This window comes from Pseudomonas phenolilytica (assembly GCF_021432765.1).
GTDB lineage: Bacteria > Pseudomonadota > Gammaproteobacteria > Pseudomonadales > Pseudomonadaceae > Stutzerimonas > Stutzerimonas phenolilytica.
In genome coordinates, this window is record NZ_CP058908.1 from 2,940,368 (window position 1) to 2,955,427 (window position 15,060).

The following is a 15,060-nucleotide window of genomic DNA, read 5'->3' on the forward strand; positions in this document are numbered from 1 at the left end:
TCTGCTGTTGGCGCGCCTGTTGTCGGGCTTCATCGCGCTTCATTGCAAGGTCAGATCGTCGCCGCGCTCCTGTTGCCAGTCGTCCAGCCCCGGCGCGGCTTCCTCACCCGCCATGCGGTGGATGATGGTGAAGTAATCCTGCTTGAAGCGGTCCTGCATGATCTCGCTGCGATTCTTCACCCGCACGGCATAGATGCTCTGCACATTCTGATGATCGAAGTCGCGCCAGTACTGCTCGTCCTTGAGCAGGCGATAGCGATGATTTTCCAGCGCGGCGATCACTGCTTCGCTGTCGGCGCTGCCGGCGCGCTGCACGGCGGCTGCCCATTGACGCACGATGCCGTAGGCCGTGGCTGCGGTGCTGCCGGGGTAGGCCTGGTGTTGGCGGATGAACTCGTCGACGAAGGCCTGTCCCTCGACGCTCTTCTCCAGCTTGGGCACCTGCCAGTTCCACGCCTCGGTGCCGATCACATGTTCCATCACCAGCGGCCCGGCCTGCTCGACGATGCTCTGGGTCAGGTTCGGCACGATGATCTGCATGCGCTTGCCCAGCCCCATGTCATTGGCCAGACGCATGGTCTGCACCAGGTCCTGACCCAGCAGCACGATCACCAGCATGTCCGCCTCGCTGGCGGCTGCCTTCTTCAGGGCGGCCAGATAGTCGCTGCGGCGAGCGCCGTGCGCGGCGATCTTCGAGTAGCCGTGGCGGGCGCGGTCGCGGCTCTTGGTCGCTTCGCGCAGCGCCTGCTCCATGCTGGCGCCCCAGGCGTCGTCGAGGCTGATGTAGTGATAGCGGCGGTTGGGCATGTGCCAGCTCAGGTACTGGCCCAGCACCTTGGCGCTCATCCAGGCGCTGTTCGATTCGCGGAACAGATGGCGATGGCCGTCGTGGCCGGTGATTTCGTTGGCGTAGGCCAGCGTCGGGAAATACAGCAGGCCCATCTCGCGGGCGCGCTGGCCGGCGGCAAGGGCTTCTTCGCTGTTGGCGCCGCCGAAGATCATGTGCACGTTCTGTGCGGCGAAGCGCTCGACGTTAGCCGTGGCCTTTTCGGCGCGGGCGGCGGAGTTGAGGCTGATCAGCTGCAGTGGCCGGCCGAGCACGCCACCCTGGCTGTTGATCTGGTCGATGGCGAGCAGGGCGCCGCGGCGCAGCTCCAGTCCTTCGGACTTGTAGTTGCCGGTACTCGGGTAGTTCAAACCCAGCCGCAGCGGCTCGGCGGCCTGTAGCGGCGCGACGACACAGAACAGTAACAGGGCAACCAGGGCGTGACGGAACATGGCTCGTTTCCTTGTGAGCGGGGGACTGCACGTTGTAGGCGGCGCTGCGGTGCGTCGAAATAGTCTTTTCCGGCCAAACGCATGCGACTTCGGTGCCGAGCCGGTGCAGGCTCGGTGCCATCTCGCGCCGCCAGCCCAGATGTGGCGCGGCCTGCGGCGCGGTATTGCTACCAAGGGAGGAGAAAAATCGACACTGCGGGCAATTGTTGCTGGGGCGGGGCGAACCAAGAATCTGCAACAGACCGGGAAAATTTCCCGGCATAACAATGAACCCGCAGAGGTAGCCGCAATGAAGCACACCGGTCTTCGCAAGCCCTTCGCCCTGACGGCGCTATGCGCTGCAATGGCGATGTCCAGCCTGTCGGCCTGGGCCGTCACCGACCAGGAAATCCTCGACGACGCCAAAACCACCAACCAGATCGTCACCAATGGCATGGGGCTGCAGGGCCAGCGCTACAGCCCGCTGAGCACCCTCAACACCGAGAACGTCCAGCAGCTGCGTCCGGTTTGGGCTTTCTCCCTCGGCGGCGAGAAGCAGCGCGGTCAGGAAGCGCAGCCGCTGATCAAGGACGGCGTGATGTACATCACCGGCTCCTATTCGCGCGTCTATGCTGTCGATGCGCGCACCGGCAAGGAACTGTGGCAGTACGACGCGCGCCTGCCCGACGGCATCATGCCGTGCTGCGACGTGATCAACCGTGGTGTGGCTCTATATGACGACCTGGTGATCTTCGGCACCCTCGATGCCAAGCTGGTCGCGCTGAACAAGGACACCGGCAAGGTGGTCTGGAAGAAGACCGTCGCTGACTACAAGGCCGGTTACTCGCTGACCGCAGCGCCGCTGATCGTCAAAGGCAAGCTGATTACCGGCGTATCCGGTGGTGAATTCGGCGTGGTGGGCAAGGTGGAAGCCTACAACCCGAAGAACGGCGAGCTGCTGTGGACCCGTCCGACCGTCGAAGGCCACATGGGCTACGTCTGGAAGGATGGCAAGAAGGTCGAGAGCGGCATTTCCGGCGGCGAAGCCGGCAAGACCTGGCCGGGCGACCTGTGGAAGACCGGCGGCGCGGCAACCTGGCTGGGCGGCTACTACGACCCGGACACCGACTCGCTGCTGTTCGGCACCGGCAACCCGTCGCCGTGGAACTCGCACCTGCGTCCGGGCGACAACCTGTATTCCTCCTCGCGTCTGGCCATCGACCCGGATGACGGCTCGATCAAGTGGCACTTCCAGTCCACCCCGCATGACGGCTGGGACTACGACGGCGTCAACGAGCTGATCTCCTTCGATTACCAGGAAGGCGGCAAGACCATCAAGGCAGCCGGTACCGCCGACCGCAACGGCTTCTTCTACGTACTGGACCGCACCAACGGCAAGTTCATCCGCGGCTTCCCCTTCGTCGACAAGATCACCTGGGCCAAGGGCCTGGACAAGAACGGTCGTCCGGTCTACGACGAAGCCAACCGTCCCGGCGCGCCGGGCGCCGAGAAGGGCAAATCGGTATTCGTCGCACCGTCGTTCCTCGGCGGCAAGAACTGGATGCCGATGGCCTACAGCCAGGACACCGGGCTGTTCTACGTGCCGTCCAACGAGTGGGGCATGGACATCTGGAACGAGAACGTGGCCTACAAGAAGGGCGCGGCCTACCTGGGTGCTGGCTTCACCATCCATCCGCTGAACGAGGACTACATCGGCGTGCTGCGCGCCATCGATCCGAAGACCGGCAAAGAAGTCTGGCGCTACAAGAACTACGCACCGCTGTGGGGCGGCGTGCTGGCCACCAAGGGCAACCTGGTATTCACCGGCAACCCGGAAGGCTACCTGATGGCCTTCGACGCCAAGACCGGCAAGAAGGTGTACGAGTTCAACACCGGCTCCGGCGTGATCGGCTCCCCGGTTACCTGGGAAATGGACGGCGAGCAGTATGTCTCCGTGCTGTCCGGTTGGGGTGGTGCGGTGCCGCTGTGGGGCGGCGAAGTCGCCAAGCGCATCAAGGACTTCAACCAGGGCGGTACGCTGTGGACCTTCAAACTGCCGAAGGATATGGTCGCCAAGCGTTGATCGTGTAACCGCACGTGCGAAGGCCGGCTCCAGTAGCCGGCCTTTTCATTTCAGGCTGCCGGCGCGTCGGAGCGGTTGTTGCGCCGCAGCTTCTTCGCCCGCGCTTCGAGCAACACGTACACGAGCGTGGCGAACAACAACGGAATCAGAAAATACACCACCCGGTAGCCGATCAGGCCGCCGACGATCGCACCCCGGCTCATCTGGTCCGACAGCAGGGCAACGAATACCGCCTCGATCACCCCCAGCCCAGCCGGAATATGCGTCACCACGCCGGCGATGCTGCTGATCATCAGTACGCCGAGCACCTGCGGATAGGCGATCTTCTGCGACAACATGAAGTACACCACCAGCGCCATCAGCCCCCAGTTCAGTGCACCCAGCAGCAGCTGCACCAGCGCCAGGCGCAGCGAAGGCAGCTCGATCGTGTGTCGGCGGATGGTCCACGAGCGCCGTTTGGAAAATCCGCACAGCCCCAGGTAGACCAGGCACACGCCAATCAGCACCACGCCGAGCAGCCGCAGTGCGGTGGCGCCGATTTCCCATTCCGGCGGCGGGGTGATCCAACCCATCGCGAAGATCAGCCCCGCCAGCCACATGTAACCCAGCCAGTTGGTCAGCAGGCTCAGGGTGAACACCCGGGTGATCTGCGCGGGACGCAAGCCCAGACGCGAGTAGAGCCGATAGCGCAGCGCGATGCCGCCGACCCAGGCGCTGAGGTTGAGGTTGAAGGCGTAGCAGACGAAGGTCACCGGCAGGATCTGCCGCACCGGCAGCGCGTGACGCACATAGCGTTTGCCCAGCACGTCGAAGAAGCAGTACACCACGTAGCTGCCGAGCATCGCCGCCCCAGCCATCCACAGTGTCTCGGCCTGGTAATTGCGTAACGTGCGCAGGACTTCCTGCCAGTCCAGCGTGCGCGCCAGGCTGACCAGCAGAACGACCACCAGGACGAAGAACACGTAGGTGAGGATCTTCTTCAGCAGCGGCCAGCGCTTGCGCCAGCCACTACGCTGCGCGGCTTGGGAATGGCTCATTGATGCTCTCGCTGCAAGGGTTGGGCGGTTGGCACGGCAGAGGGTGGTGCCTCGACCGTTGCCGGGGCGATCACCTGATCGATCGGCTTGAGCTTCGGCTTGTGTGCCGGGAACAGCCCGACCAACTCGGGGAAGTGCCGCAGGAAATGGAAGATCAGGAACGCCAGCGGCGCGCGCCACCAGTAGCCGCGCACCATGCGCTCCAGCGGAATGCGCCGGCAGTGATTCTGCATCAGCGTATCCAGCTTCTCATGCAGCTGACGGTTGAAGCTGTGGTCGCGGATGATCAGGTTGGCTTCCAGATTGAGCGACAGGCTCAGCGGATCGAGGTTGCTCGAACCCACCGTCGACCACTCGTAGTCGGCCAGCGCGACCTTGCCGTGCAGCGGGCGGCGGCAGTACTCGTGGATCTCCACGCCGTCGCGCATCAGGTAGTTGTAGAGCATGCGCGCGCCGAACTTGGCGATCGGCATGTCCGGCTCGCCCTGGAGGATCAGCCGCACCCGCACACCGCGCCGCGCGGCGTTGCGGATCTCGCGCAGCACGCGATAGCCAGGGAAGAAATAAGCGTTGGCGATCAATAGCCTGGAGCGAGCATCTCGAATCGCCTGCAGGTATTGCTGCTCGATATCGTTGCGATGCTCGTCGTTGTCGCGAGTCACCAGCAGCGCCCGCGCCTCGCCGCGACTGGTGCCGGCATAGCCGCTGGCCTGGGTGTACGGCCGGCGCTGCCACCAGCGTCGCGGCGCCCGGACCGGTCCCAGCGCCGCGACGGCGAAACGGTGGATGTCGTGCACCACCGGGCCTTCCACGCGCATGGCGTAGTCCTGTTTGGCCGCGGGGCCGAAGTCCTCCAGATGGTCGGCGGAAAAGTTGATGCCGCCGATGAAGGCCACCTCGCCATCGACCACCACGATCTTGCGGTGCAGGCGACGGAACACGTTGAGCCGCGTACCGAAGAAGCGCTTGCCGGGGTCGAACATGTGGATGCGAATACCGACCTGGGTCATCGCCATGACGAACTCGCCATGAAGGTCGGCCGAGCCATAACCGTCCACGGTGACGTCGACGCTCGCGCCGTTCTCCGCCGCGCGGATCAACGCGCGCTGCAATTCGGCGCCGACCTTGTCCTCGAACAGGATGAAGGTCTCCAGCAGCACTTCCTTCTCAGCGCTGGCGATGGCCTCGAACACGGAGGGGAAGAACTCCTCGCCGTTCTCCAGCAATTGCAGTCGGTTTCCGTCTCGCCAATGGAAGTTCATAGCTGTATCTCCACCGCCAGGGGCAGATGATCCGACAAGTGTGTCCAGGGTTTGGTGCCCAGAATCGTGGCGCCGCGGGTGGTCGCGTTGCGTACGTAAATGCGGTCCAGGCGCAGCATCGGCCAGCGTGCCGGGAAGGTCTTGGCGACCTGACCGTGGGCGACGGCAAAGGCTTCGTGCAGGCCCGCGCAGCGATCCAGCGTTCGGGTCGCGCGCAACCGCCAGTCGTTGAAGTCGCCGGCCACCACTACCGGAGCGCCTTCGGGCAGGCTGTCGAGCAGATCGCACAGCAGCTCCAGCTGCTGCGCACGATGCGCTTCGCGCAGCCCGAGATGCACGCAGATGGCGTGGAATTCGGCGTGCCCGGGCACCTGCAGCACGCTGTGCAGCAGGCCGCGACGCTCGGGGCCGGCGATGGACACGTCGAGGTTTTCGTAACGCAGGATGGGGAATTTCGACAGCAGCGCGTTGCCGTGATCGCCGTCGGGATACACCGCATTGCGGCCGTAGGCGAAATCGGTCCAGATACTGTCGGCGAGAAATTCGTACTGCGGGGTCTGCGGCCAGTCGTGAAAGCGCAGCGCGTGCTTCTCATGGGTGCCGAGCACTTCCTGCAGAAACACGATGTCCGCCGACACCGCGCGTACGGCCTCGCGCAGCTCCGGCAGGATGAACCGGCGGTTCAGCGCGGTAAAACCTTTGTGAGTGTTCACCGTCAGCACGTGAATCGAGTGCACGGCGGTGGCCATGTGGGCATCTAGATCGCTGGTATCGAGCAGGTGGTCTTTCTTTTCCAGGGTCACGGGAATGTTCCTTCGAGCTGGCCCGGGGTGGTCGACAGGGTTCCGTCCAGGCCCAGACGCTGCAGCAGCTGGCGCGCGTCATACGGCGCCCGGACCTTAACGTCGTTGTCGAAATAGCAGTAGACCTCGCGCGGATGCCGCGTCGGTGTCTGCTGCGGGTCGATGAGCTGCGCATCGTCCGGCTGCGTGCCCTCGTTCCAGCGGTGAATGCGCCGGCACCAGCGTTCCAGCGCCTCGTCGGTATAGCCGCTGGTGTAGAGCTTTTCGGCGCCGTGCAGGCGGATGTAGACGAAATCGCCGGTAAGGTCCTCGCGGTAGGGCCACTTGCCTGCGGTATCCGCCACCACCAGCGCTACCCGGTACTTGCGCAGAAGCGCGACGAAGGCGGGGTCGACGAAGCTCTCATGTCGGATTTCCACGGCGTGGCGCAGCGGACGCTTGCGGTCGATCTGCAGCAGGCTGCGCCCCTCCATGCGCGGCTCACAGGTTTCGGCGATGGCCAGCGCTGCCTCGGTGTCGTGCGGCAGCTGTGCCAGAAACGCCTCGAACAGTGGCGGATCGAAGCGGAACGACGGCGGAAACTGCCAGAGCAGCGGGCCGAGCTTCTCCTGCAGGGCGAACAGGCCCGAGGCGAAGAAGTTGGCGATGGGCTTCTCGACCTCGCGCAGGCGCTTGATGTGAGTGATGAAGCGCGGCGCCTTGACGCTGAAAACGAAGCCTTCCGGCGTGTCGGCGTACCAGTCGGCGTAGCGCTCCGGCGTCTGCAGCGCATAGAACGAGCCGTTGATCTCAATGCTGCCGACTGCCCGCGAGGCAAAGTGCAGTTCGTGCTTCTGCGCCAGCCCCTCGGGATAGAAGTCGCCGCGCCAAGGCGCATAGCGCCAGCCGGAAATGCCGATGTGGATGCCTGCCATCGTCGCCCTCGAATCGGCGGTTAACGCGGATTTTGCGGTGCGGTCGGATCGCTGGCCGGGAAGGTCTGCTCGATGGCTTCGTCGAGTTTTTCCTCCCCCTGGCCTGAGCCTGCAGCCTCGCCCCCCGAACTGGCTTGGGGCTGCAGCTCGACCTTGATCCAGCCGTTCTCGCGGCGATCGAATGCCTCGAATGCGGCGATCGCGTCGGTCATCGGCTTGACCTGCGTAAGCACCTTGGCCGGATCGATGCGCCGTGCCTGGATCATCTCGATCAGCCGCGGGATGTACTTGCGGTGATGGCAGTTGCCCATGTTGAGGGTGAGGTTCTTGTTCATCGCCTGGCCGATGGGAAAGCGCATCGACTCCGGCGAATAGACGCCGATGATCGACAGCGTGCCGGCCTTGGCCAGCGCCTGAACCGCCCACTCCAGCGCCTGGGATGGGGCATCGCCGGGCTGCCACTGGGCGTTGTCGTTGGGCGCCGGTGCATGGCCGGTCGGCTGCTTGCCGCAGCAGCCATGCTCGGCGTCGATACCGACGGCATCGATGGCACGATCCACGCCGATGCCGTCGGTCAGCCGCTGGAGCGTGGCGATCGGGTCCTCGCGGTTGAAATCGATGATCTCCGCACCCTGACGCTGGGCGGCGCGCAAGCGGTCAGGGTACTGGTCGATGGCGAACACGCGACCGGCACCCAGCAAGCGGGCGCTGGCGATGGCGAACAGGCCGACCGGGCCGCAGCCGAACACCGCAACGGTATCGCCCGGGCGTATTTCGGCCATCTCGGCGCCGAAATAGCCGGTGGGGAAGATGTCCGAGAGCAGGATCGCCTGATCGTCGCTGATATCCGAGGGCAGTCGCACCAGGCCGATGTTGGCGAACGGCACGCGGGCCTTTTCCGCCTGCAGGCCGTGGAACGGCCCGGTGCCGGCGGGGCCGCCGTAGAACGCCGTGCCGGCCTGCTTGCCGTTGGGGTTGGCGATGTCGCACTGCGCGAAGTAGCCGGCGCGACAGTAGGCGCAGTTGCCGCAGGCGATGGTCGACGGAATCACCACACGATCGCCGACCTGCAAGTTGCGCACATCCTCGCCGAGTTCCTCGACGATGCCGACGCCCTCATGGCCGAGGATGGTGCCCGGCTGCATGCCGCCTACGGTGCCGCGCACGAAGTGCAGGTCGGTGCCGCAGATCGCCGACGCGGTGAGACGCACGATGGCGTCGGTGGGGGCCTGAAGGCGTGGCTCGGGAACATCCTCCAGGCGAATGTCGCCGACCGCGTGATAGACAACAGCTTTCATAACCACTCCAGCTCGCCAGGCGCGTGGTGTGCACGGCTGCGAGTCGATGGGGCGGAGGGAACGAGCAGTTCGCGTGCTGCAGGATGAACGGCGCGATGCTCGATTCGCGGCTCCGCGGGATCGGAAGAATTCGAACGGACGTGGCGTCTTTGCCACCGCTCACATCTGTTCGGACTTTTTCCGACTGGGGCGGTTCATCTTTTTTTGCGAATGGCGTCGGCGCGCAACGACGGCCGCAGGGCGGCGGTTCATTCGCGTGTCAGGCTCCACGGCGGCTCGCCGGCGAAGGCCTGGACCAGGAAATCGATCATTGCCCGCACCTTGGCCGGTGGCCGACGGTCGGGCGGATAGACCGCATAGATGCCGCCCAGCGTGACGCATGGATGGTCCAGTTCCAGCGCGACCAGCGCGCCGCTGCGCAGCGCGTGGGCGACGATGAACTGTGGCTGGTAGATCACACCCTGACCGCCGATGGCCGCGGCCAGCAGCGCCGTGCCGTTGTTAGCGACCAGATCGCCGCTGATCGCGACGCTGATATCGCCAGCGTGGCCGAACGCCCAGCGCTTGGCGCCGACCCGCGAGGACAGGCTGTAGCCCAGGCAGTTGTGCTGAGCCAGTTCGGCGACGCGGCGCGGAATGCCGCGCGCGTCGAGGTAGCTCGGTGCGGCGCAGACCTGCAGCGGGCAGTCGGCCAGGCGCCGCGCCTGCAACGGGCTGTCTTCGAGCTTGCCGATGCGCACGGCCAGGTCCCAGCCGTCATCGAGCAGGTCGACATGGCTGTCGGTCAGGCCCAGCTCCACGCGCACCGCCGGATGGCGCTGGCTGAACTGCGGCATCAGCGGAGCGATGAAGCCTACGCCGAACGACAGCGGCACGTTCATGCGCAGCAGGCCGGTGGCCTCGATGCGCTGCGAGGCGACGCTGGCTTCGGCCTCGTCGATATCCGGCAGGATGCGCTGGCAGGCTTCCAGGTAGTCGCTGCCGGCTTCTGTGAGGCTCAGCCGGCGAGTGCTGCGGTGGAACAGTTTGACGCCCAGGCGCCGCTCCAGCGCGTCGACATGCTTGGTCGCCATCGCCGGCGACATATCCAGCTGGCGGGCGGCGCCGGACAGGCTGCCGACGCCGGCGGCGCGCACGAAAACCCGCATGCTGGTGATTCGATCGAGCATCTCGGCTCCTACTCAGGGTAATAAGTGTTCTCTTCAAACGACACGTTCTCACACGCCTGACTGTAGTCCATGCTGGTGCCTACTTTCATTTGCGGAGTAGCAGCATGACCGATGTCATCGTCTCGTCCCCGGCGCGGCGCATGCCGACGCTGTTCGTTCCGCACGGCGCCGGCCCCTGTTTCTTCATGGACTGGAACCCGCCGACCGCATGGAACGCCATGGCCGACTTCCTCAAGGGCGTCGCCGCCACGCTGCCGGCTCGCCCGCGCGCGATCCTGATGGTGTCGGCGCACTGGCTGCAGCCGGCCTTCAGCGTCACCGGCGCGGCGCGGCCGGAACTGATCTACGACTACTCCGGCTTTCCCGCGCACACCTACGAGCTGCGCTATCCGGCGCCGGGCGAGCCGCAACTGGCGGCGCGCGTGGCGACGCTGCTCGGCCAGGCGACGCTGGCGCATGTCACGGACCCGCAGCGCGGCTTCGACCATGGCATGTTCATCCCGCTGAAGCTGATGTTCCCGGAGGCGGACATTCCGGTGGTGCAGCTGTCGCTGCGCAGCGATCTCGATCCGCAGGCGCACCTCGACGCCGGCCGCGCGCTGGAGCCGTTGCGCGACGAGGGTGTGCTGATCGTCGGCAGCGGCATGAGCTTTCACAATATGCGCGGCTACGGCGATGCGCGCTTCACGCCGATCTCCGCCGAATTCGATCACTGGCTGAGCGCCGCGGTCGAAGCCGCACCGGCACAGCGCGACGTCGCGTTGCAGCATTGGGAGCAGGCGCCATCGGCGCGGCTCTGTCATCCGGCACGCGCCGAGGAACACCTGCTGCCGCTGCTGGTCGCCGCCGGAGCGGCGGGGCAGTCTCGCGGGCGCAAGCTGTTCGGCGACCGGGTCATGGAGACCGAGCTATCGGCATACGGTTTTGGTTACGACGACTGAGGAGCAGGCAATGCAATCGATCTATCGGGCAGGAAGGCCATCGTCATTGGCCAGGCCAGAGCGGGCGCCTGCGTGGCGCTGGTGGGCCGTGGCCAAGGGCGCCAGCGCGAAGAGCAGGACGGCACTCGGTGTCCAAGGAGGCATCGTTGAACGCATCGCCTGAACTGCAATACCCGTGCAGCAGCGCCGCCACGGTGGCGACCGCCAATCCGTCGCGGCTGATCAACCGGCTGTGCAAGCACTGGGCGCACAAGTTTCCGGTGCGCCACGACGAGCAGGGCGGCGAGATCACGCTCGGCATCGGCGAGTGTCGCTTGCGCGCCGCCGAGGCTGGCTTGGAGGTCCGCCTGCACGCCGCCAACCCCGCACAGCTGCGACAGCTGCAACAGGTGGTCGCCGACCATCTGCTGCGCATGGCGTCCGGCGAGGCCCTGGCATTCGCCTGGCACGCCGGCGTCGGCGCGGCACCGAGCGAGGAGCCAAACGGGCTGCATGACACGCGAGAACGCTACGGCAGGATCAGCCGTGGCTTCCATTGGCTGATGGCCGGGCTGATCGTCTGGCAGTTCCTCAAGCTCGGCGACCGCATCGACGAAGGCGAGCACTGGATCGGCCAGACGCTGGTGCCCTGGCACATCTCCATCGGCGCCTTGCTGCTGGTGCTGGTGGTGCTGCGCGTGGTCTGGGCCTCGACCCAGCGCGGCAAACGTCCGCTGCCGGCTCCGGCCACGGCTGCGCTGGTCAAGGGCGGCCATCTGGCGCTGTACGCGTGCATGCTGTTGCTGCCGGTCAGCGGCATCCTGTTCATGCTCGGCAATGGCTACGGGCTGGAGGTGTTCGGCGTGCAGCTGGCGGCGAAAGGGCCGGAAATCGCCTGGGCGGCGTCGCTGGGTAGCGTCCATTCGCCGCTCGCCTGGCTGACGGTGCTGCTGGTGGTCGGCCACGCCGGTATCGCGCTGCTGCATCACCTCGTCCGGCGTGACGGTGTGCTGCAACGCATGCTGTGAACGCTACGGCTCACTCATCGCGAAGTTCGGCAGCGAATCGACCGGCTGGGCGAAACGGAAGGGGATGGACGCGAGTTCGTCCCCGACTTTTTTCTGCACCACGAAATGCAGGTGCGGCCCGGTACTGCGTCCGGTGTTGCCGGATTCGCCGAGACGCGTGCCGACCTTGACCTGCTGTCCGGGGCGAACCTGCAATGAGCCGCGACGCAGGTGCAGGTAGGCACTGTGGGTGCCGTCGGCATGCTCGATGCGCACGTAGTTGCCGGCCGGATCGGGAAAGCGCCCGCGCTGGCCGTCGCGCACCTTCACCACCGTCCCGGCGCGCGCCGCGACGATCGGCGTGCCCACCGGCATGGCGATATCCACCGCATAGCGGCCTTTGGTGGTGTTGTGGCTGTAGTCGCCGCCGGCGCCCTGGGAGATGCGGAACGGCCCGCCTTTCCAGGGCAGGGCATAGGCGTGCCCGCCGATGTGGCCGCCGGCCATGCGGCGCGCCGGATCGGGCGCATAGATCATTCCGTAGCTGAAACTGTGGCGGTACATCAGCGGATAGCCGACCTGCCGCTTGACCAGCGTCGCCACGCGCAGCTGGCTGCGCGGCGGCACCGTCTTGCGGATCACGCCGTCGCGCAGCCCCGCCACGTTGACCAACCGGCTCAGACGCAGCGTGGCTTCGACCGGCACGTCCAGCTCGTTGCGCACATCCAGCACCTTGCCGGAGCGCGTCGGGTTGACCAGCAGGCGCACCGTGGCGGCGCGATGGCTCGGAACTTCGATGGGTTTCGCTGCGCCGCTGGCCGTGGCGGCGCTCGGTGCGAGCGTGGTGCCCAGCGAGAGCAGCAGCGCCAGGGCTAGGGGTGGGATTGCGTACATGGGCCTGTGATCCGTCACGAAATAAAGGACTGTTCGCCTGCGCCTGGCAGGTGAATCGGGTGGTCGCCACGGCGTTCGAGGGCGCGAGGCGGCCACAGGTTCACTGCCATACGTCGTGAAGCGGTTTCAGCCAGTGGCGCGCGGAACGTCGAGCGGGCTGACCGACCCGCTCATCCGCGCGTCCGGCGCCGGCTCATTCGTCCTCCTTGATCAGCTCCAGCAGCAGCAGCGAACGCCCGGTCACCGCGTACTCGTCGTTGAAGTCGAAACGCTCCGGGCGCACCAGCGGCTGGTTGGTATCGATCAGGCGATTCCAGAAGATGCCCTGCGGCACCTCCGGCAGGGTGAAGTTCACCAGGTCGTGGTGGGCGTTGACGATCAGCAGCAGCGTCACGTCCGAACCCGCGCGGCGAATGCCGGTGGGCTGCGCGCGGCCGTCGAGCAGCATGCCCATGCAGCGGTTGTGGGCATCCTGCCATTGCTCGATGCTCATCTCATCGCCGTTGGGCGCCAGCCAGGTCACGTCCTTGACGCCCAATTCCTCGTTGTAGGCGCCGACCAGGAAGCGGGTGCGGCGCAGCATGGGGAAGCGCTGACGCAGGCGGATCAGCTTGCGCACGAAGGCCAGTAGCCCGTAGCTGTCCTCACTGATGTCCCAATTGACCCAGCCAATCTCGCTGTCCTGGCAGTAGGCATTGTTGTTGCCGTGCTGGGTGCGGGCGAACTCGTCACCGGCGACGATCATCGGCGTGCCCTGGGCGAACAGCAGCGTGGCGAAGAAGTTGCGCATCTGCCGGTAGCGCAGGGTGACGATTTCCGGATCATGCGAGGGACCTTCGACGCCGTGGTTCCACGACAGGTTGTTGTCGCTGCCGTCGCGGTTGCCCTCGTCGTTATCCTCGTTGTGCTTGTGGTTGTAGGACACCAGGTCCTTCAAGGTGAAGCCATCGTGCGCGGTGACGAAGTTGACCGAGCTGAATGGCCGCCGTCCGCGCTGGTTGTACAGATCGCCGGAGCCGGTCAGCCGTGCGGCGAAGTCGGCGAGCTTGCCGTCGTCGCCTTTCCAGAACGCGCGCACGGTGTCGCGGAATTGATCGTTCCACTCGGCCCAGCCGGGCGGAAAGCCGCCGACCTGATAGCCGCCGGGGCCGCAGTCCCAGGGTTCGGCGATCAGTTTGGTCTTGGCCAGTACCGGGTCCTGGCGGCAGGCGACGAGAAAGCTGTGGCGCTCGTCGAAGCCCGCGTGTTCGCGGCCGAGGATGGTTGCCAGGTCGAAGCGGAACCCGTCGACGTGCATCTCCGTGGCCCAGTAGCGCAGTGAGTCGGTGACCATCTGCAGGACACACGGGTGGCTCATGTCCAGCGTGTTGCCGGTGCCTGAATCGTTGACGTAATAGCGCTTGTCGTCCGGCATCAGGCGGTAGTAGGAGGCATTGTCGATGCCGCGCATGGACAGCGTCGGGCCCAGCTCGTTGCCCTCGGCGGTGTGGTTGTAGACCACGTCGAGGATGACTTCGAGATCGGCGTTGTGCAGGTGCGCGACGGTTTCCTTGAACTCGCTGATCTTGCCGCTGGCCAGGTAGCGCGGGTGCGGCGCGAAGAAGGCGATGCTGTTGTAGCCCCAGTAGTTGGTCATGCCTTTTTCCAGCAGGTGCTGGTCCTGGACGAACGCATGAATCGGCAGAAACTCGATGGACGACACGCCGAGCTTGCGGATGTAGTCGATCACTTCCGGCGTCTTGAACGCCGCGAAGGTGCCGCGCGCCTCGTCGGCGACCGCCGGGTGGCGCATGGTGTAACCGCGCACGTGGGTCTCGTAGATGATGGTCTTGTCCCACGGCACTTGCACCGGATGGTCGCGACCCCAGGTGAAGGCCGGGTCGATCACCTTGCACTTGGGCACGAAGGGCGCGCTGTCGCGCTCATCGAAGCTCAGGTCGCCATCGGGGTGGCCGATGGTGTAGCCGAACAGCGCTTCCGACCAGCGCAGCTCGCCCACCAGCTGCTTGGCGTAGGGGTCGATCAGCAGCTTGTTGGGGTTGAAGCGATGCCCGGCTTCCGGCTCGTACGGGCCGTGCACGCGGTAGCCGTAGATCATCCCCGGATGCGCGTCGGGCAGGTAGCCGTGCCAGATTTCGTCGGTGTATTCCGGCAGCTCGATGCGCTCGATCTCGGTCTCGCCCTTGTCGTCGAACAGGCACAGTTCGACCTTGGTGGCGTGGGCCGAGAAGATCGCGAAGTTAACCCCCAGGCCATCCCAGGTCGCGCCCAGCGGAAACGGCAGGCCCTCTCGAACCCGCGAAGGCGTCACGACCGGGGAAGCAGGACTCTTTATCTGACGGCTCATGGAAACTCCGTGATTGGCGCATGAAATAACGGCCCGGCCGGACAGGCTGGCCGGGACACTGCAGCGGCT

Annotated in this window: 12 protein-coding genes; 3 read left to right on the plus strand and 9 right to left on the minus strand. The window is 65.6% G+C overall.

The features are described 5' to 3' along the window. Positions 1–39: 39 nt before the first annotated feature. Complete coding sequence (locus HU825_RS14135; protein ID WP_138299878.1) at positions 40–1,278, minus strand: ABC transporter substrate-binding protein; 1,239 nt, start codon at positions 1,276–1,278, stop codon at positions 40–42. A 289-nt stretch (positions 1,279–1,567) separates the two neighbouring features. On the opposite strand from HU825_RS14135, the gene HU825_RS14140 reads away from it, so the two are divergent. Further along, positions 1,568–3,340: a PQQ-dependent methanol/ethanol family dehydrogenase gene (locus HU825_RS14140; protein WP_054094775.1), complete on the plus strand. Its 1,773-nt coding sequence runs from the start codon at positions 1,568–1,570 to the stop codon at positions 3,338–3,340. Positions 3,341–3,390: 50 nt separating this feature from the next. Here HU825_RS14140 and HU825_RS14145 read toward each other — a convergent pair whose 3' ends face one another. From HU825_RS14145 to HU825_RS14170, 6 genes are all read right to left on the minus strand, one after another. Then, a complete protein-coding gene (locus HU825_RS14145) occupies positions 3,391–4,377 on the minus strand; it encodes a lysylphosphatidylglycerol synthase domain-containing protein (RefSeq protein ID WP_043298595.1) in 987 nt (328 codons plus the stop codon). Continuing rightward, positions 4,374–5,639: a cardiolipin synthase ClsB gene (gene clsB / locus HU825_RS14150; protein ID WP_043298596.1), complete on the minus strand. Its 1,266-nt coding sequence runs from the start codon at positions 5,637–5,639 to the stop codon at positions 4,374–4,376. Before clsB ends, HU825_RS14145 begins: the two co-directional genes overlap by 4 nt. Beyond that, positions 5,636–6,388, minus strand: coding sequence for an endonuclease/exonuclease/phosphatase family protein (locus HU825_RS14155; RefSeq protein ID WP_418652782.1), 753 nt, complete (start codon positions 6,386–6,388; stop codon positions 5,636–5,638). The genes clsB and HU825_RS14155 overlap by 4 nt, the downstream gene beginning before the upstream one ends. A gap of 50 nt (positions 6,389–6,438) precedes the next feature. Continuing rightward, complete coding sequence (locus tag HU825_RS14160; RefSeq protein WP_054094771.1) at positions 6,439–7,356, minus strand: DUF72 domain-containing protein; 918 nt, start codon at positions 7,354–7,356, stop codon at positions 6,439–6,441. Between the two features lie 20 nt (positions 7,357–7,376). After that, positions 7,377–8,654 carry a zinc-dependent alcohol dehydrogenase gene (locus HU825_RS14165; RefSeq protein ID WP_138299881.1) on the minus strand — a complete coding sequence of 426 codons (1,278 nt, stop codon included), beginning with the start codon at positions 8,652–8,654 and terminating at the stop codon, positions 7,377–7,379. A 248-nt stretch (positions 8,655–8,902) separates the two neighbouring features. Further along, positions 8,903–9,823 carry a LysR family transcriptional regulator gene (locus HU825_RS14170; protein WP_234302285.1) on the minus strand — a complete coding sequence of 307 codons (921 nt, stop codon included), beginning with the start codon at positions 9,821–9,823 and terminating at the stop codon, positions 8,903–8,905. Between the two features lie 104 nt (positions 9,824–9,927). Between HU825_RS14170 and HU825_RS14175 the strand changes: the two genes are divergently transcribed. Together HU825_RS14175 and HU825_RS14180 are read left to right on the plus strand one after the other, a co-directional pair. Continuing rightward, a complete protein-coding gene (locus HU825_RS14175; RefSeq protein ID WP_234302286.1) occupies positions 9,928–10,764 on the plus strand; it encodes a DODA-type extradiol aromatic ring-opening family dioxygenase in 837 nt (278 codons plus the stop codon). 146 nt (positions 10,765–10,910) lie between these two features. After that, positions 10,911–11,771 carry a DUF2218 domain-containing protein gene (locus HU825_RS14180; protein WP_234302287.1) on the plus strand — a complete coding sequence of 287 codons (861 nt, stop codon included), beginning with the start codon at positions 10,911–10,913 and terminating at the stop codon, positions 11,769–11,771. Positions 11,772–11,774: 3 nt separating this feature from the next. On the opposite strand, the gene HU825_RS14185 is transcribed toward HU825_RS14180, so the two are convergent. Both HU825_RS14185 and glgX read right to left on the minus strand, forming a co-directional pair. Further along, positions 11,775–12,644 carry a M23 family metallopeptidase gene (locus HU825_RS14185; RefSeq protein WP_234302288.1) on the minus strand — a complete coding sequence of 290 codons (870 nt, stop codon included), beginning with the start codon at positions 12,642–12,644 and terminating at the stop codon, positions 11,775–11,777. A 193-nt stretch (positions 12,645–12,837) separates the two neighbouring features. Beyond that, positions 12,838–14,991 (minus strand): glycogen debranching protein GlgX, encoded by a 2,154-nt coding sequence (gene glgX / locus HU825_RS14190; RefSeq protein ID WP_234302289.1) that lies wholly within the window; start codon positions 14,989–14,991, stop codon positions 12,838–12,840. Between the last annotated feature and the right edge of the window lie 69 nt (positions 14,992–15,060).